The sequence below is a fragment of the Streptomyces poonensis genome, from assembly GCF_014650915.1.
Lineage (GTDB): Bacteria > Actinomycetota > Actinomycetes > Streptomycetales > Streptomycetaceae > Streptomyces > Streptomyces poonensis.
In genome coordinates, this window is record NZ_BMVW01000001.1 from 558,928 (window position 1) to 576,408 (window position 17,481).

The following is a 17,481-nucleotide window of genomic DNA, read 5'->3' on the forward strand; positions in this document are numbered from 1 at the left end:
TGTTCTCCCTGTAACACTGCCACGCCCTTTTCCATTCCGAGACACCTGGTCCGACACGCGAGACGATGCCGTCCCAGCAGCCGGGCACGGAGTGCCAGGGGCCGGTCAGGCCGGGGTCCGTGCGATCGGCGAGGGGGTTTGTGGCGGCGCCTGGACAGCGGACGGTGCGAGGGCCTCGTCGAAGTGGGCTGAGCCGTGCTCGCCGTACCGGTCGCCGTGCTGGTCAGATACGGCATGCCGCCTCCATCCAGATGTCGGCGAGCGACTCCTCGAGGTTGATGCGGGGCCGCCAGCCGAGGCGGTCGCGGGCCGTGCGCACGTCGGCCTGCTGCCAGCTGCCGCAGCCGTCCGGGTAGGGGTAGACGACCGGCGCCACGTGGTCCGGGTCGCTGCGCGGGTGCCCGATCACCGGCCGGACATGCCCGGGTGGGGCGTCGAGCTCGTGCAGGGCGCCACCGTAACCGGCGACCCGCGCGAGGACGGCGGCGGCGTCGCGGAGGCGCACGGCACGGCCCGAGCCGATGTTGATCACTCCCTGGGCGGCGGAGAGGGAGGCGGCGTGGACGGCGCGGGCGACGTCACGGACGTCGATGAAGTCACGCTGGACGCCGAGGCCACCGAGTTTGAGTTCACCGTCGCCGGACTGCATGGCACGGCGCATGGCTTCGGCAAGGCGGCCCAGCGGCGATCCGGCCGGGGTACCGGGACCGGCGGGCGAGAACACGCGCAGCACGACGGCGTCCAGCCCGGAGCCGAGGACCAGTTCGGTGGCGGCGAGCTTGCTCACGCCGTACGGGCCGCCGGGACGCGGTACGGCGTCCTCAGCGGTCGAGGAGCCGGGCTGGCTCGGGCCGTACTCGGCGGCGCAGCCGATCTGGACGAGGCGCGCCCCGCAACCGCTGCGGCGGAGGGCCTCGCAGACAGTGGCGACGGCGACGGTGTTGTGGCGGGTGAGTTCGCGTGCGCCGCCGCGGGTGGCTCCGGCGCAGTTGATGACGACTCCGGGGTGGACCGCGTCGAGGAAGCGGGTGAGCGCGCCCGGGCTGCCGGTCGCGAGGTCGAACCGTACGTCGGCGTCGTCGCCCCGGCCCAGCGCGGTGAGCTGCACGGCCGGGTCGGCGAGCAGGCGGTCGGCGACAAATCGGCCGAGATATCCGTTGGCTCCGATCAGCAGGACCCTCATCGGGCGGCTCCCGGGACGGATGCTCCGGTTCGGGAGGTGATCATCTGGCGTTCTCCTTACGGGGTGGTGCCGTGGCTCGGGGGACGGCCCGCGGTGTCGGCCCCGCGGGAGGGGCGGCTTCGCGACCCGTCGCCGGGTCGCGGGCCGGTCGCTCGCGGCTCGGCGTCTCCGGGGGCGCGCCGTGGGGGCCGGGACGGGCCTCCGCCGCAGCTGTGGCGGAGACGGTGGCGGTGGCGGTGGCGGTGGCGAACCGAGGTTCAAGGGGATCCGGGGGGCAGGGCGTGGGCCGAGGCCCGGGTGAGAGTCCGAGTGGCGTGCGCCAGGAGGACCAGGGCGGCGAGCCCGCAGACGAGCCCCGGCACAGCGCCCGCTCCCCAGGCCACGACGACCGTCTGCACCGGGACGGTCAGAAACGAGCAGCCCGGCAGACGGCCGGCGAAGACCGTGGCCAGAGCGGTCACCTCGCCAGCGCCCGCCGCCGCGAGGACGACAGTGGGAGCGTGCGTGGAACCGTGCGCCGTGAGCAGGAGTGCCAGTAGCAACAGTGCCCCGAGGGAGCCCCCTCCGGCGTACGAGGCGGGCTCGTCCAGAGCTGTCGCGCACAGGGCGAGCAGCGCGCCCAAGGCACACAGGAAGACGGTGAGCACGCCGAGGAGAAGAGGACGCACCAGGCCGGCGAACTCCTTCAGGCTCCTGCTCACGACCAGTCCACGACGGGCCCGCACGGCGAAGAGGCGAACGCACCAGATCGCGGGGGCGCAGGCCAGAGCCAGGGCCAGGACCGGCGCGGTGGTCACCGGCCAGGGCCCGTCCGGCCCGCCGTCGAGGGCGGCGCTCAGCAGTCCGTCACCGCAGAAGGCGTACGCGAGCAGCCAGCACGTCCACGCGCGCGGACCGCCGGTGGAGCCGGTGAGACCGGAGGGCACGCGCAGCGGTCCCCTGCGCAGTGCGGCCCGCAGTCCGAGCAGGACGGCCAGGGTTCCGACGGCGGCCGTGACGAGACGCGGCCGGCCCTCGGTGAGGTGTACGCCGGCCACGGTCACCGCGCACAGGGCACCGGGCAGGAGGGTGGTCACGGCGGGCTTCATTCCTCCGGCGTGCGGGTCCGGCGCATCGACCGCACCACGCTCCGGTGTCCGCTCCTCTTCTACGCGGGGCATGCGTGCGTACAGTTCCTCGGCCAGCGAGAACACGTCGCGGTGCCGGAAGCGGGCGGCGGCGCGGTCGGTCATGCCGTGCGCCTCGAGGCGGGCAGCGATCTCGAGCGGGTCGACGGCTCGCTCGCAGAGCTGGCGGTGGCGGCGCAACAGCGCTTTGACGGGGTCCGCGGCGCCATGGCCGGTGGGGGGCGTACGCCTCATCGTGTGCGCGGCCGGCTCGGCCCGTACGTACATGTCTCCTGTCTCTCCTGCCGCCGCCAGAGGCCATGTCTCCGGCCGGGTGTCCCAGGGAGCCGGGCTGGTCGGCGTCTGCGGCCGGTCCTCCGCGCCCCGTTCGATCAGCTCCTCCGCCTCCGGCCATGCTCTGGACTCCCCCGCATCGGAGGAACGTGACTCCCCCGCATCGGGCCAGGCATGTGATGTGCGCAGCTCACCCAGGTCGCTGTCGCCCGTAGGCCCTCGCTCGTTCATCGCGCCACCTCACCCGTTCCTGCGGAGGTCGGCGTCGGCACGGGAGCTTCGTCCCGTACGAGAGCATCGGCCTGAACGAGGGCATCGGCCTCAACGGCAGCGTCGGCCTGAGCGGGTGCGGTGGTTGCCGCCGGGGCCGTGGCCGGGGTCCTTCCCACTGGCGTCTCCCGGACCGGTCCCTCCACCGCCCAGCGCGGGCCGACACGGGCCGTCGGCCGGGACTGCTGCGTCCATCGCCAGGGGACACGGGCTTCGGCTGGGATACCGAACGGCAACGGCCCACCCGTCTCGTCCAGGACCGTCCTCCGCACCGGGAAGCGCGAGATGATCTCCAGGTAGATGCCGCTGAACGCCGCGATGTTCCGCTCCACGGTGAAGAGTTCGAGAGCGCGTGCGCGGGCGGCTGCGCCGAGGCGCGCACGGCGCTTGGGATCACGCAGCAGCGCCGTACACGCCGCCGCGAGGGCCTGCGGACTGCGCGGTGGCACGACGAGCCCCGTGCCACCGATGACCTCCGCCACCGCGCCCACGTCGGTCGACACCGTCGCCCGGCCGCAGAGCATGGCCTCGACAAGGCTGACGGGGAAGTCCTCGGCGACACTCGACAGGACCACGACCGAACCGGCCGCATAGGCCTCCGCCACGCCCGGCAGCCCCTGGTCGCCCACCGCCTCGAACGACACCGGGCTGCCGCCACCCGGAAACACGTTCTGTGTCTTGCTCTCCGTCTCCCCCTCCGCCTCGCCCTCCGCCTTGTCGGGGAAGAGACACGCGGCCAGGGCTTCGCACTGCCTGAGGTGGCCCGCGCCGTCAGGTCCGTCCGCGGGGGCACCGATGATGCGCAGTCGGGCCCTCGGCTCGCTGCGGCGGATCTCCGCGAGGGCGTGCAGGAGGCAGATCAGGTCCTTCTCGGGTTCGATTCGGCCGACCCAGACCAGGGTGCAGCAGTCGGCGCGCTCCGCGGCTTCGGCCACGTCGGCGGAGCGGAGCACCCTCAAGCCCGGGTGGACGATACGGATCTTGGCGCTCTCGGCGCCGCACCGTTCCTGCCAGCGGCGGGCGTGCGCGTTGCCGGGCGTGACGCAGGCGGCCTGCCGGTACGTCTCGGCGGCCAGCTGTCCGCGGAAGGAGGCGAGCAGCGCTCGGACCGGCGCGTCCCCGGCGGACGTCAGGTAGTACGCCCGTAGCCGCACGCCGTACTCCGTGACCAGCAGCGGGACCCCGGAGAAGTGACGGGCCAGCAGTCCGGTCAGCGCGGCGCTTCCACCGGTCGCCGCGTGGCACAGGTCGACCGAACCGAGCCCGTCGTCCTCGTACCAGTCGAGCGAGAGAGGGCGCAGGGCGCGTTCGAGGTCTGCGGCCACGGTGAGCAGGTCGGGCACGCGCGCCTCTCGGGCGGCGCGCAGTGCGCCGGGCGCGCGGCAGGCGCGTTCGAGCAAGTTCAGGGCGGCTTCCGAACGCAGCGCGCCGACCAGTCCTCCCTCGTCCCGCGCGAGTTCGGCGAGCGCGTACAGGGCATTGCCGAAACGGTCCGCCTCATTGTCGAAGGCGTGCGCCGGCCCCGCTCCTCCCACCCATCCCGCTCCACAGACGGCGGCCGCCAGTTCCCCGTATGCCTCGGCGAACCGTCGACGGGTTCGGCGCCCGTGCACGACGCCGTCGTCCACGGCCGTCCACAGCGGCGCCGTCCGCACCCGGCTGACCTGCGGAGGCAGCGGGAGCCAGCCCTCGTCCTCCTGCCGCTCGCTGCGGCTGAGCGCGTAGACGTCGAACTCGTGCTGCGCGAGTCCGCGCACGAGGCGGTCGCACCAGAGCCCGGTGTCACCGCTCACATACGGGTAGCCACCCTCAGTAAGCAGTCCGATGCGCACGTGTGCACCCCCAATCTCGCGTTCGGTCAGCCACCGTCGACACCGGCGGCTCGCAGCGGGACGAACGTATGCGGACATGACGGTGGCGCGACGGACGGTTGTCCGTCGCGCCACCGGAAGGGGTGAACAGCCGTAACTTTCGCTGACGCGAGGCGTTTGCCGCTCTACAGCATCAGGCAGTCACGCTCCGTCAGGACCTGGGAGAACGACTCTCCTGGACGGTCCCGCCGTCAGTTCCCGGGAAACGGCCAGGGGTTGGCTTCGCACCGGATGCCCTCGTACTCCAGGAACTTCGTCTGCTGCTGCATGACGGGCGCGAGTTCGCCGTCCTTGTCGCAGGTCACGTGGTTGTATCCGAGGCGGTGGCCGACTTCGTGGTTGATCAGCATCTGCCGGTACTCATGGATCCGGTCGCCGTACGTCTCCGCGCCCTGGGCCCAGCGATAGGCGTTTATCATCACGCGGTCGGTGGCGGCGGAGTCACAGGACACATTGTCGATGGTCGTGTCCAGGCCCGACTTGGCGCACCAGGTGGCCGTGGTGCCGGGACTGGCCAGCGTGATGACGAAGTCCGGCTTGCCGGAGGAGATCCGCTCGAAGGTCCGGCCCCCGTTGTGGGCCCAGCTCCGGTCGTCGTTCAAGGTCACCTGCACGGCCTCCGCGAAGAGCTCCGCGTCCAGCCCGAGCCCCTTCTCGACATCGACGCGGTAACGGTACTTCTGGCCCGTACCCGGCCCCTTGTCGAAGCCCGCGACCGCCTGGAACTCCCCGCTCCCCGCGTAGTCGGCGCCGATCTCGTACTTCTTGTCCATCTTCTGGCCGTACGACAACACCGTCGCGTCCGGGGTACCGGACGGGGTCGGCCGCCCGTCGCCCCGCGAGGCGGAGTCGGGACGGCTGTCCCGTTCACCGCCCCCGGCGGCCTGCGACTGCACGGCGGCACCGTCACGCCCGTTGGTGACCTGTCCGGCCACGACGACGGCCAGCGCGGTGGTCACCGCGGCGGCCGCGATGCCCGTGAACGCCCGCCTCTTGCCTCCCTTGCCCTTCTCGGTCGCCGGAGCCTCGGCCGGCGTGTCACCGGACCCGCCGGTGCCACCGGAACCACCGAAGTCACCGGGACCACCGAAGCCGCCGGGGCTGCCAGGGCCGCCGGTCCCACCGGGACCACCGGTCCCACCGGTCCTCGTGTCCGCCTCCGCGCCGAAAGCGACTCGGTGCCTCTGCCCAGGCGCGAAGACGTCGTCGACCTCTTCGAAGGCGTCGAGATAGGCCTGCCGGGGTCCTGCGGGAGGCAGGTGCGTGTAAGCGGGCCCAGCCCCGGTGCCGGTGTCCGCGGCAGGTCCGGAGGCAGGCTGCTCCCGCTGCCGGGGTATACGAGGTCCGAAGTCACCCGGTCCCACGCCCATACCCGGTCCAGCGGTGGCATGGGACCCCGCGCGCGTGCTCGGGCTCGAGGGAATCCCGGTCCGGGCATTGGCCGCGGCACTCGCACCGGGCGCGCCCGCCGTCCCGTCGGCGAAGGACCCCCAGCCACCACCGGCCTCACGCTGCTCCGGGTGCCCGCCACGCACACGAGGGGTGCCGTGAGCAGGAGTGTGGTCAGGGAAACGCCGCCCGCCCCCACCCGATACGGGAGGAACCGAAGGCCCTGCGAAACGCCCCGAAGGCCCCGCGGAAGGTACGGAAGGCCCCGGGGAGGGAACGGAGGGTCCCGCGGACGGAACGGGCGGCACCGATGCCGGTGTCCCACCAGCGGCCGTCCGGTCTCCCGGCCCCGTCCCCGGAGCCACCGACACGTCGGCTGCCTGGCTCTTCGCGGACCGTCCCTTGCGGCTGTGCCGTCCCACGCCGCGCCTCAACTCCCCGTGCCGGAGACGTCAGTACCCGAATCCGTGGTCGCGGACCTGGTAGCGGACCCGGTACTGGAAACAGTGCTGGTGGGCTCGGCGCCGGACCCCACGCCGGATGACTCGTCGGCCGACGGCCGGGTGTCCGCGAACAGTTCCCGGAACGCCGCGGCCACCGTCTCCGGGTACTCCATCATCGCCACGTGCCCCGCGTCCGGCAGGGTCAGCAGCCGGGAGTCGCGGAAGGCGCGGGCGGCCCGCTGGGCCATGCGGTACGACACCAGCTGGTCGCGGCCGCCGTAGACGAGGAGGGTGGGCGCGAGGACCCGCTCGGCCTGGCGCCAGAGCCCGTGCTGGCCGCCCAGGGTGTACGCGTTCACGATCCCGCGCGCGGACTGTGCCATCGCGTCCCAGAAGTACGGCAACTGCAGCCGCCTCTCCATCTCCTCCACCGCGTGGCGGAACCCTTCCGGTGTCACGCGCCCGGGGTCGCCGTAGCACAGTGCCGTGACCCCTCGGACACGCTGCTCGGCGGTCCACTCCCTGGTGAGCCGCGTGAACAGCGCGGCCACACCCGGCAGTGCCAGCAGCCCCGTCGGCAGCGCCGACCGCTGCACGCGGATCTCCGGCAGCGCGGGCGAGATCAGCGTCAGCGTACGGACGAGATCGGGGCGTACGGCAGCGACACGCGTGGCGATCGCGCCACCCATGGAGTTACCGAAAAGGTGGACGGGCCCACGCCCGGCCGCGTCGAGAAAACGGATCACCGAGCGCGCATGCCCGGTGATCGAGTAGTTGCCGTCGTCCGGCGGCGGGGAGTCACCGAAGCCGGGCAGGTCGAGCGCCTCACCCTCGACCAGTCCGTCGAGCAGCGGCATCAGCGCCGACCAGTTCTGCGAGGAACCGCCCAGCCCGTGCACGTACAGCGCGGGCGGCAGCCCCTCCCGCACCGGCGGTCTGGACCGGACGGTCAGCGTGACCCCCTGCAGTCCGACCGACCGCAACCGCTCACCCTCCGCGACCCTGACGGGTGCCACCTTCGGGAGCACATTGGCAGGCGGCACTGACGGCAGCTCGGTCGAAGACATGCGGCAATGTTACGAGACGATCACGTAGTGGTTCACGTGTTCGCCGTCACAGAGCCGGCCGAGTGCGCACGGGTGGGCGTCGCGCTCTCCGCCAAGGTCGCGGGCAGATCGCATAGCGTCGTCATCGGGTGTCTCCTAGGCTCGAAAACAGGGCACCCGCAGAGATCCCTGCTTCTTTCCGGGGACGCTCGAAGGACGTTCGGAGAGGTGACGTCCACGAGCGATGTGTCGGAGAAGCTCCGGCTCGGGAGTTCCGGCAGGGGCACCGACACTCCGAGAGGAGGAAGCAGGGTTGCGCTGCGGGAAGACAGGAACATTCACAGGCATGTCCAGGGACTGCGAGTCCCGGAGAAGGCAGAGAAGTCCCGCCGGGAAGGACGGGGAAGGCAAGTCCTGCCCGGAGGAGCGGAAAGTCCTGGAAGGGAGCCCCGTATGACCGTCGACCCCACCGATCCCGAGACCCTCGACGACCAGCCGGACGCCACCGAGTCCACCGAGTTCGACGTCGAAGCCCCCGAGGCGGACGCCGCCGAGCAGCAGACGGACGTCGCGCCGAACGGCGACGACCCGCTGGTCAGCATCGAGTCGTACAGCGCCAACGAGGCCGACCGCATCGAGCAGGCACGGGTCGTCGAGCTGGACGAGGACGACTACCGGTGACACCACGGGGGACACCGGAATGCACGGACAGCGGAACGGACAGCGGAACGGGCACCGGTAAGGCACCGGGGCGGACGCCACTGGCGCCTCCGCTCGCCCCCGGCTGCCGCCCCACAGGCGCCGCTGCCGGAGCCGGCGTGCCGGTGACCGGGGCGTCGGCGGTGGATGTCGCGCGCGGGACACCGATCCGCGCGCGACACCGATCCGAATGTCCTGGTGACATGAGGGGAGAGACACTGGTGAGCGAGGCATCGGACATACGGGCGACGGGACCGGACGCCCGGCCGCCCACCCCGCCCCCGTTTGGCGCGATCCACACCATTTCCCCGGCGTCCGGTCCGTGAAATTCTGCGCTGGCACCGCGCACACCAGGGTTACCGAAAAGTACGATGGCGGCGCGGCGCACACCGCATGTGGACGAATTTGGGAGGCGGCGTGACAGCCATCGAGCAGACAGAGGCGGTACGCCCGCGGGGCACTCGCCTGCCGCGCCGAGCCCGACGGAACCAGCTTCTGGGCGCCGCCCAGGAGGTCTTCGTCGCTCAGGGTTATCACGCGGCCGCGATGGACGACATCGCCGAACGCGCCGGCGTCAGCAAGCCGGTGCTCTACCAGCACTTCCCCGGAAAGCTGGACCTGTATCTGGCCCTGTTGGACCAGCACTGCGAGTCATTGATCCAGTCCGTGCGGAACGCCCTTGCGTCGACGACCGACAACAAGCAGCGTGTCCGTGCGACGATGGACGCGTACTTCGCGTACGTGGAGGACGACGGCGGCGCCTTCCGCCTGGTCTTCGAGTCGGACCTGACGAACGAACCCGCGGTGCGCGAGCGCGTCGACAAGGTCACCAACGAGTGCGCTGAGGCGATCTGCGACGTCATCGCGGAGGACACCGGCCTGTCGCGCGCGGAGTCGATGCTGCTGGCGTCCGGGCTGGGCGGCCTGGCCCAGGTGGTGGCCCGTTCCTGGCTGCACAGCGACCGCAGCGTGCCGCGCGACCAGGCGGTCCAGCTGCTGACCTCGCTGGCCTGGCGGGGCATCGCGGGCTTCCCGCTGCACGGCATCGATCAGGCCCACTGAGACGCCTTCCTCCGCGGCCACCGGGGACTCTGTCCCCTGTTCCCCTCGGCTGTTCGCTCCTGGCGTTCATGGCCGGGCCGTGTTCGCCCCCTCAGCCGGGCTAATGTGTGCTGGGTACGGCGCGGACGGCCGCGCACCTAACTGACCGTCGGAGGGACTTAGCCGTGGAGGTCAAGATCGGCGTGCAGCACGCGCCCCGCGAGATCGTTCTGGAGAGCGGTCAGACCGCCGAGGAGGTCGAGCGCGCGGTGTCCGAGGCGCTGGCCGGCAAGTCGCAGCTGCTGAGCCTCGTGGACGACCACGGCCGCAAGGTCCTGGTCCCGGCCGACCGTCTGGCGTACGTGGAGATCGGTGAGCCCTCCGTGCGCAAGGTCGGCTTCAGCGCGCTGTAAGGGAGCGCTGCGCAGCGAAGCACCTGCTGTGGAGCGCGGCACCGAGTGAGCGAGTAAGCGCTGGAGGGCCCGGCGGCGATTGCCGCCGGGCCCTCCAGCGTGCGCATGCACCTACCTCCGGCTTTCGGGTGGCCCACGCCCCCTGCACGCCCCTCCCACGCGTCTCCTGCCCTGAGAAGCGTCTCCTGCTCCGGCACGCGTCGTCCGCGTACGCGCCTCCCGGCAAGCTCGCCCGCGTACGCGCTGTGGCGCCCTTCGGTGCTCCGCTGCCCGCCCGCGCTCCCAGGGCCGTGTCTTCGTATCCGGCCTCACTCCGCCCATGGCCTGAACTGCTGGGCTGAACTGCACAGATGGAGCACATGCCGACCGCAGGAAGGATTGGCATCCGCACGCGGAGGGTAGGACCGGCTACGACCGATTTGCCCCTGGCCGTGCGGAGGGAACCCCATGATGCTCTTGGAAGCGCTCGGTTCCGCGGTTCTCGGTCTCGCCCTCGCGTGGGCAGCCGTGCTCCGGCTGCCGCACCGTCTGCCGTCGCGCGTCCTGGTCCTGTCGACCGGCGTCGCGGGAGCGCTGTTCGGCGCGTTCGTCACGCACACCGCGCTGGAGGCCGGGCACCTCCTGGTCGTGCTGGCCGGCGCGCTGATCGTCTCGGCGGCCTCGCTGTCGCTGCTGCTCCGGCCGGCGGAAAGATTCCGTCGCCGGTCGGCCACGGCGTAGCACGCCGCGGCCGACCGAGCGCCGTACGACCACACGCGGCGGCCGGCATCCCTGAGCGCTCAGAAGGCGCAGTCGGGCAGCAGGCCGGGCACCCCCAAGCAGGCCGGGCACCCCCACGCCCTCCGCCCAGCACGGTCGTCCAGCCGCAGCCTGCTCAGCCAGTACGCGAAGCCAGCCCACAGGCGGCCCGCACAGGCAGCCCGCACAGCCGGCCCGCTCAGGCAGCCAGCCCGAGCGCCGCCATCCGCTTGGTGTGCGCGTCGGTGATACGCGAGAACATCCTGCCGACCTCGGCGAGGTCGAACCCGTCCGCGATTCCGCCGACGAGCATGGTCGACAACGCGTCGCGCTCGGCGACGACCCGCTGCGACTGCGACAGCGCCTCGCCCATGAGCCGCCGTGCCCACAGTGCGAGACGTCCACCCACGCGCGGGTCCGCGTCGATGGCCGCGCGCACCTTCTCGACGGCGAAGCTCGCGTGCCCGGTGTCGTCGAGCACGGCGAGCACGAGGGCGCGGGTGTCCGCGTCCAGACGTGCCGCGACCTCCCGGTAGAAGTCGCTGGCGATCGAGTCGCCGACGTACGCCTTGACGAGTCCCTCCAGCCAGTCCGAGGGCGCCGTCTGCCGGTGGAAGCCGTCGAGTGCGGCGACGAACGGCTCCATGGCCTGCGTCGGCTCCTCGCCGATCTCGGTGAGCCGGTCCCGCAGCCGCTCGAAGTGGTGGAACTCCGCCGACGCCATGCTCGCCAGCTCGGCCTTGTCCACCAGCGTCGGCGCCAGTTTGGCGTCCTCCGCGAGCCGCTCGAACGCCGCCAGCTCCCCGTACGCGAGCGCCCCGAGCAGATCCACGACCGCGGCGCGGTACTGCGGGTCGGCGGAGGCACGTCCCCAGTCCTGGGCGGCGACCCCGGTGGGCTCGGCAGCGGTGTCGGCAGCGTGATCAGGCTTGTCAGACGTCGTCATGAAGCGCACAATAGCCCGCCCGCCGCGCGGCGGAAGGCCCTGGTCAATCAGTGTGACGACCACTACGTGACCAAATCGGCCATCGCATGTGCGCGAATCCGGGGTATGGTGGTAATGCGCCCGCCGAGTATTCGACGGGCCGCACGAATGAGGATGCCCGGTCGGTGGCCCGATCGGCTCCGACCCGACAGCCCTCCCTGACCGTACGGCACGTACGACGATCGGAGGGACCCTCAGCGGTACGAGCGCTAGAGCGTCGGCAGTGGTCCCGTGCCCAACGGCCCGCCGTGAGGCGCCGACGTCCCCGGCACGGTCCTGGACGACCCCCGCGCTCGCCTCGCACCGCACACACAAGAAGAGGCAGCACCCTGACTACGACGTTTCGTGAACTCGGAATCCTTCCGGAGACCGCCGAGGCCCTGGAAGCCGTCGGCATCATCACCCCCTTCCCCATCCAGGAAATGACGCTTCCGGTCGCCCTCTCCGGCACCGACGTCATCGGCCAGGCCAAGACGGGCACCGGCAAGACGCTCGGCTTCGGCCTTCCGCTCCTCGAGCGCGTCACCGTTCCCGCCGACGTGGAGGCGGGCCGCGCCCAGCCCGAGGCCCTCACCGACGCCCCGCAGGCCCTCATCGTCGTCCCGACGCGCGAGCTCTGCACGCAGGTCACGAACGACCTGCTGACCGCGGGCAAGGTACGCAATGTGCGCGTCACGGCGATCTACGGCGGCCGCGCGTACGAGCCCCAGGTCGAGGCCCTGAAGAAGGGCGTCGACGTGGTCGTCGGCACCCCGGGCCGCCTGCTGGACCTGGCCGGCCAGAAGAAGCTGAACCTGAAGCACGTCAAGTGCCTGGTCCTCGACGAGGCCGACGAGATGCTCGACCTGGGCTTCCTGCCCGACGTCGAGAAGATCATCAACATGCTTCCGGCCAAGCGCCAGACCATGCTGTTCTCGGCCACCATGCCGGGCGCGGTGATCGGTCTGGCCCGCCGCTACATGTCGCAGCCGACACACATCCGGGCCACGGCGCCGGACGACGAGGGCGCGACGGTCGCGAACATCTCGCAGCACGTCTACCGCGCGCACTCCATGGACAAGCCCGAGATGGTCGCCCGCATACTGCAGGCCGAGGGCCGGGGCCTGGCGATGATCTTCTGCCGTACCAAGCGCACGGCCGCGGACATCGCCGAGCAGCTCCAGCGCCGCGGCTTCGCCTCCGGCGCGGTCCACGGCGACCTCGGCCAGGGCGCCCGCGAGCAGGCGCTGCGCGCGTTCCGCAACGGCAAGGTCGACGTCCTGGTCTGCACCGACGTCGCCGCGCGCGGCATCGACGTCGAGGGCGTGACCCACGTCATCAACTACCAGTCGCCGGAGGAGGAGAAGACCTACCTCCACCGCATCGGCCGCACGGGTCGCGCCGGCAACTCCGGTACGGCGATCACGCTGGTCGACTGGGACGACATCCCGCGCTGGCAGCTGATCAACAAGGCGCTGGACCTCCCGTTCAACGACCCGCCGGAGACGTACTCCACGTCGCCGCACCTCTTCGCGGACCTGAGCATTCCCGAGGGCACCAAGGGCGTGCTCCCGCGCTCGGAGCGCACCCGCGCCGGGCTCGCGGCCGAGGAGCTGGAGGACCTGGGCGAGACGGGCTCGCGCACGCGCGGCGGCCGTTCCGCGAAGGACCGGGAGGACCGCGAGGACCGCCGGGACCGTGAGGAGCGCCGGGAACGCCCGGCGCGCGCCCTCCGCCGTCGCCGTCGTACCCGCGCCGGCGCACCGGTCGACCCGCAGGCCGCCGGTGCTCCGGCAGCTCCGGCCGGCGAAACCCCGGCGGGCTCCCCCGAGCCGACTGCGCCGGTCGCTCCGGCCACGCCCGGCGAACCGCGCCGCCGTCGCCGTACGCGCGGCGGAACGTCGACGGACCAGTCGGCCGGCCAGGAGACCTCTCGGGCCACCGAGGCCGTGGACACGGCGGGGACCACGACGGAGAGCACGGCTGAGACCGGGGCGGAGACCAGGACTCAGGTCACGGAGGAAGCTCCCAAGCCGCGCCGTCGCCGCACCCGCAAGAGCGCGGAGCCGGTTCCCGCGGCGGAGGCCGCCCTGGACACGGCCGAGGGCACGACGGCCGGGGACGCGACGGTCGCGGACGCGATCGCGGCGGACCCGGCGGAAGCCCCGGCCAAGCCGCGCCGTCGCACGCGCAAGACCGCGGCCGCCAAGGAGTCCACCGCCACCGCCACCGCCACCGCCACCGCCACCGAGCCGACGGTCCCGGCCCAGGCCACCGAGGAAACCAAGGAAGCCGAAGCCAAGCCCCGCCGCCGCACCCGTAAGACCGCAGCTCCGGCAGCGACCACGGACTCGGCAACGGCCACGGCCACGGCGGAGGACGCTGCCGAGGCACCGGCCAAGCCGCGTCGCACGCGCAAGACCACAGCCGCAGCCGCAGCCGAGTCCGCCACAGCCGCAGCCGAGTCCGCCGCGGACACGGCCGAGGCGAAGGAGGCCAAGCCGCGCCGTCGCACGCGCAAGACGGCGGCCGCCAAGGAGACCGCTGCCGCCGAGGCGACGGTCCCGGCCCAGGCCACCGAGGAAACCAAGGAAGCGGAGGCCAAGCCGCGCCGCCGCACCCGCAAGACCGCGGCCCCGGCTGCGGCCACCACGGAGCCCGCGGACGCCTGACCCGTCCGGCCTCCGGCCTGCCCGACGGCCCGGTCCCTCCACCGAGAGGGGCCGGCCGGTTGCCGTCTGCGGTACCGGGCCATCTCCGCAAGCCCTCGCCCCGCCGTTTCACGGGCGGCCCAGGCAGGCCCGTGGCAGGCCCATGGCAGGCCCCCACCCGCCTCCCCCGGCGCCCCCCGGATAGCCTCACTCCATGAGCCGTCCCCCTACCTTCACCCCTCCCCCCGGCGCCCGGGCCCACCGCCTCCGCACCGAGCGCGGGGAGTTCGCCGTGATCGAGATGGCGGCGGCGACAGGCACGGCCGAGAAGGGCACGGCCCTGCTGCTGCCGGGCTTCACCGGAAGCAAGGAGGACTTCATCGCCCTCCACCGGCCCCTCGCGGACGCCGGTTACCGCACCGTCGCCGTCGACGGCCGCGGCCAGTACGAGACCCCCGGCCCCAGGGACGACGAGTCGCCGTACGCGCAGAACGAGCTGGCCGAGGACGTGCTCGCCCAGGTGCGGGCCATCGGCCCCGGTACGCCGCTGCACCTCGTGGGGCACTCTCTCGGCGGCCAGATCGCTCGCGCCGCCGTTCTCCTCGATCCGTCGCCGTTCGCCTCGCTCACCCTGATGTCCTCGGGCCCCGCCCGGATCTCCGCGTCCCAGCAGCAGCGGGTGAAACTGCTGCGCGACGCCCTCGCGGTGATGGACATGGCCGGGGTGTGGGACGCCATCCAGGCCATGGAGTCCCCCGTGCAGGCTCCTGAGGAGACCGACGCCGGCACCCTCGACGAGGGCCTGGACGAGCGCGCCGACCTGCGCCGCCGCTGGCTCGCCAACAGTCCGGCCCAGCTGATCGCCACCGGCCGCCAGCTGTGCGCGGAGCCCGACCGCGTCGCCGAACTGGCGGCCCTCCGGCTTCCCGTCCACGTTCTCTCCGGCGAACGCGACGACACCTGGCCGGTGCCCCTCCTCGACGGCATGGCGGTGCGTCTGGGCGCCCACCGCACCGTGATCGCCGACGCCGAGCACTCCCCCAACACCGACCGGCCGGAGGAGACGGCCCGCGCCCTCGCCGACTTCTGGGACCGCCTCACGCACTGACCGCGACAGTTCCGCTCAGGGCGATCGGTCTCCGAGTACTCCTGATACTCCTGGTACTGCTTATTTCTGCTAGTACTGCGCCTGCAAGTGTTCCCAGAACCCGTCCCGCAGTGACCGCCGCAGATCCGCCTGCCCCCGCAGCGAGTACTGCAGCAGCCCCTCGGCCTCGACCAGCAGATCCTGGTCCACCGAACCCGGCAGATACGGGTGCCCGTGCAGGAGCTCCCCCAGCGTCTCCCGCCCGCGCGCGGCCAGCCACTTGGCCGCGATCTGCGCGCCCACGAACCGCACGTCCTCGCGGGTGGGCCGGGTGACGGCCGCCGCGTCGTAGGAGGGGGCGGTCCGCCGCGACACGTACGGCTTGAAGAAGTCGAGGTCGAGGGTCCGCTGGCTGTCGACCTCCCACAGCAGCGGCTCGGCCTGGTTGCGTCCCTCGGGTGCCTCGATGCCCCACAGGTGGACCCGTGCCCCGTACCCTTGCGCCGCCTCGACCGCCGACACCAGGTCCTCGTCGCCGCCGAGGAGGGCCGCGTCGCTGATCGCGCGGTGACGGGCCAGCGACTCCAGGTCCGTACGGATCAGGGAGTCGACGCCCTTCTGCTGGTTGTTCGCGTTGAGATTGCCGAGCCGTACCTTGACGTCGGGCAGTTCGGCGATCGACTGCTGCTCCGCCGTGTGGATACGGCGTCTGGCGCCGTCGTACCAGTACACCCGGAGCAGCCGGCTGTCCGCGAAGACCGTGCGCGCCCGGTCGATGAGGGCGTCGATGAGCCCTTCCGCGTCCAGATCGAACGACCTGCGGTCCTCCGTACCGGCGACCAGCCGGCCCGCGGCCGCGTACAGGTACCCCGCGTCGACGAAGATCGCGTGGGTCGAGGGTGTCTTGGCCACCTCGGCGAGCACACGCTGGAGCAGCTCGTTCGTACGGTCGATGCGGGCGCCGAGCGCCGTCAGGTCGTCGTTCATACGGAGCCATTGTCTCGACGATCACGCTCCGAACACAACCGGTCCCCGTCGGTCCCGCGCCACGCGCCGGGCACCTCTTGCCGACGCCCCGGACAGACACTTCTTACCTGGAAGTAATTAGTGTCGCGAAAATTTTCCTTAGCGTAGGGAATGTCTGTAACACACATCCCGTTGACTTCTGTGGGAACACGGAACCGGAACGAACACCGGCACTCCGTGCAGAACCCTCCAGTAGTCCTCATCAGGAGGATGACCAGACGAAGGGAGAGGCCATGCGCTTCGAAATCATGCGACTCGACGACGTCGACGGCACGCCCGTGGACACCACCGTCGTGGACGCCGCCTCCGTCAACCGGATCGTTCAGCAGGCCGCCGCCATCGGACAGCGCCTGTGGATCCGCCCCGCCGACTCGACGGCCTCGTAAGGGAAGACAACCGGCGGTTCAAGGTTTCAGAGCCCCGTACGGCACCGGCAACGGTGCTGTACGGGGCTCTGCGCGACGCGCGCACACATCGAAGACCTGGGTCCTGCGGCCTGCGGCACCGCGGCCGGTCAACTGCCCTGGATCACCTGCGTGACCCCGTTGATGATCTGCTGCACGGCGATCGCGGAGAGCATCATCCCCGCGAGCCGCGTCACCAGCACGACTCCGCCGTCCTTGATGACGCGGATGATGAGCAGCGAGTACCGCATGGTGAGCCACAGGACGACGTGGATGGCGAGGATCGCGGCCCACACGGACATCTGCGTCGTCACGCTGTCCGCCTTCTGCACCGCGAGGATCACCGACACGATCGCGCCCGGACCGGCGAGCAGCGGCATGCCCAGCGGCACGAGGGCGACGTTCACGTCCTTGGTCTGCTTCGGCTCGTCCGTCTTGCCGGTCAGCAGATCCAGTGCGATCAGCAGGAGCAGCAGTCCGCCCGCGATCATCAGCGCGGGCACCGAGACATGCAGATAGTCCAGGATCTGGTGCCCGAGCAGCCCGAAGACCGTGATCACGCCACCGGCCACGCAGACGGCCTGGAAGGCCATCTGCTTCTGCACCTTGGCCGGGCGCCCCGCGGTGAGCGCGAGAAAGATCGGAGTGATCCCGGGAGGATCCATGATCACGAACAGGGTGAGGAAGAGGGAGCCGAAGACGGCGACATCGAACACGGTGGTGCCTTGCAGACGGTACGGATGGGGAATGGGATGAAAGCGGTGAGAGCCGAGCGCCGTCGGAGCGAATCAGGCCCGGCGCACACCATCGAACGCCCTCCGGCCCGCACCGCGGGCGATCGGCCGCCCGGACACCC

General features: G+C 71.7%; 15 protein-coding genes. 7 read left to right on the forward strand and 8 right to left on the reverse strand.

Features of this window, described 5'->3' with window-relative positions:
• Positions 1 to 223 precede the first annotated feature (223 nt).
• The 5 genes from IE242_RS02435 to IE242_RS02455 all read right to left on the reverse strand — a co-directional run bounded on the left by IE242_RS02435 (position 224) and on the right by IE242_RS02455 (position 7,623).
• Positions 224 to 1,183: an NAD-dependent epimerase/dehydratase family protein gene (locus tag IE242_RS02435; RefSeq protein ID WP_189854792.1), complete on the reverse strand. Its 960-nt coding sequence runs from the start codon at positions 1,181 to 1,183 to the stop codon at positions 224 to 226.
• A 257-nt stretch (positions 1,184 to 1,440) separates the two neighbouring features.
• A complete protein-coding gene (locus tag IE242_RS02440; RefSeq protein WP_229858070.1) occupies positions 1,441 to 2,814 on the reverse strand; it encodes a hypothetical protein in 1,374 nt (457 codons plus the stop codon).
• A complete protein-coding gene (locus IE242_RS02445; protein WP_189854794.1) occupies positions 2,811 to 4,685 on the reverse strand; it encodes a DUF3492 domain-containing protein in 1,875 nt (624 codons plus the stop codon). The genes IE242_RS02440 and IE242_RS02445 overlap by 4 nt, the downstream gene beginning before the upstream one ends.
• A gap of 230 nt (positions 4,686 to 4,915) precedes the next feature.
• Entirely contained in the window at positions 4,916 to 6,259 is a 1,344-nt protein-coding gene (locus tag IE242_RS02450) for a DUF3152 domain-containing protein (protein ID WP_444545819.1), read from the reverse strand.
• A 284-nt stretch (positions 6,260 to 6,543) separates the two neighbouring features.
• Positions 6,544 to 7,623 carry an alpha/beta fold hydrolase gene (locus tag IE242_RS02455; RefSeq protein WP_189854798.1) on the reverse strand — a complete coding sequence of 360 codons (1,080 nt, stop codon included), beginning with the start codon at positions 7,621 to 7,623 and terminating at the stop codon, positions 6,544 to 6,546.
• A 432-nt stretch (positions 7,624 to 8,055) separates the two neighbouring features.
• Between IE242_RS02455 and IE242_RS02460 the strand changes: the two genes are divergently transcribed.
• The 4 genes from IE242_RS02460 to IE242_RS02475 all read left to right on the forward strand — a co-directional run bounded on the left by IE242_RS02460 (position 8,056) and on the right by IE242_RS02475 (position 10,475).
• Positions 8,056 to 8,283 (forward strand): Rv3202a family protein, encoded by a 228-nt coding sequence (locus tag IE242_RS02460; protein ID WP_189854800.1) that lies wholly within the window; start codon positions 8,056 to 8,058, stop codon positions 8,281 to 8,283.
• Between the two features lie 435 nt (positions 8,284 to 8,718).
• A complete protein-coding gene (locus IE242_RS02465) occupies positions 8,719 to 9,363 on the forward strand; it encodes a TetR/AcrR family transcriptional regulator (protein WP_189854802.1) in 645 nt (214 codons plus the stop codon).
• A 164-nt stretch (positions 9,364 to 9,527) separates the two neighbouring features.
• Positions 9,528 to 9,755 (forward strand): DUF3107 domain-containing protein, encoded by a 228-nt coding sequence (locus IE242_RS02470; RefSeq protein WP_189854804.1) that lies wholly within the window; start codon positions 9,528 to 9,530, stop codon positions 9,753 to 9,755.
• A 450-nt stretch (positions 9,756 to 10,205) separates the two neighbouring features.
• Entirely contained in the window at positions 10,206 to 10,475 is a 270-nt protein-coding gene (locus IE242_RS02475; protein ID WP_189856322.1) for a hypothetical protein, read from the forward strand.
• Positions 10,476 to 10,692: 217 nt separating this feature from the next.
• On the opposite strand, the gene IE242_RS02480 is transcribed toward IE242_RS02475, so the two are convergent.
• A complete protein-coding gene (locus IE242_RS02480; protein ID WP_189856324.1) occupies positions 10,693 to 11,448 on the reverse strand; it encodes a ferritin-like fold-containing protein in 756 nt (251 codons plus the stop codon).
• A gap of 452 nt (positions 11,449 to 11,900) precedes the next feature.
• Between IE242_RS02480 and IE242_RS02485 the strand changes: the two genes are divergently transcribed.
• Both IE242_RS02485 and IE242_RS02490 read left to right on the forward strand, forming a co-directional pair.
• On the forward strand, positions 11,901 to 14,129 hold the full coding sequence (locus IE242_RS02485; protein WP_373299430.1) for a DEAD/DEAH box helicase: 2,229 nt from the start codon (positions 11,901 to 11,903) through the stop codon (positions 14,127 to 14,129).
• A gap of 193 nt (positions 14,130 to 14,322) precedes the next feature.
• Positions 14,323 to 15,216 carry an alpha/beta fold hydrolase gene (locus IE242_RS02490; RefSeq protein ID WP_189854809.1) on the forward strand — a complete coding sequence of 298 codons (894 nt, stop codon included), beginning with the start codon at positions 14,323 to 14,325 and terminating at the stop codon, positions 15,214 to 15,216.
• 69 nt (positions 15,217 to 15,285) lie between these two features.
• Here the strand turns inward: IE242_RS02490 and IE242_RS02495 are convergent, their stop codons facing one another.
• Positions 15,286 to 16,182, reverse strand: a complete 897-nt coding sequence (locus IE242_RS02495; protein WP_189854811.1) for an NYN domain-containing protein — start codon at positions 16,180 to 16,182, stop codon at positions 15,286 to 15,288.
• A 272-nt stretch (positions 16,183 to 16,454) separates the two neighbouring features.
• Between IE242_RS02495 and IE242_RS02500 the strand changes: the two genes are divergently transcribed.
• On the forward strand, positions 16,455 to 16,607 hold the full coding sequence (locus tag IE242_RS02500; RefSeq protein WP_121405831.1) for a DUF8834 family protein: 153 nt from the start codon (positions 16,455 to 16,457) through the stop codon (positions 16,605 to 16,607).
• Between the two features lie 128 nt (positions 16,608 to 16,735).
• Here IE242_RS02500 and IE242_RS02505 read toward each other — a convergent pair whose 3' ends face one another.
• The gene (locus tag IE242_RS02505; protein WP_189854813.1) at positions 16,736 to 17,341 is read right to left on the reverse strand and encodes a MarC family protein; all 606 of its coding nucleotides are present in this window, start codon (positions 17,339 to 17,341) and stop codon (positions 16,736 to 16,738) included.
• Between the last annotated feature and the right edge of the window lie 140 nt (positions 17,342 to 17,481).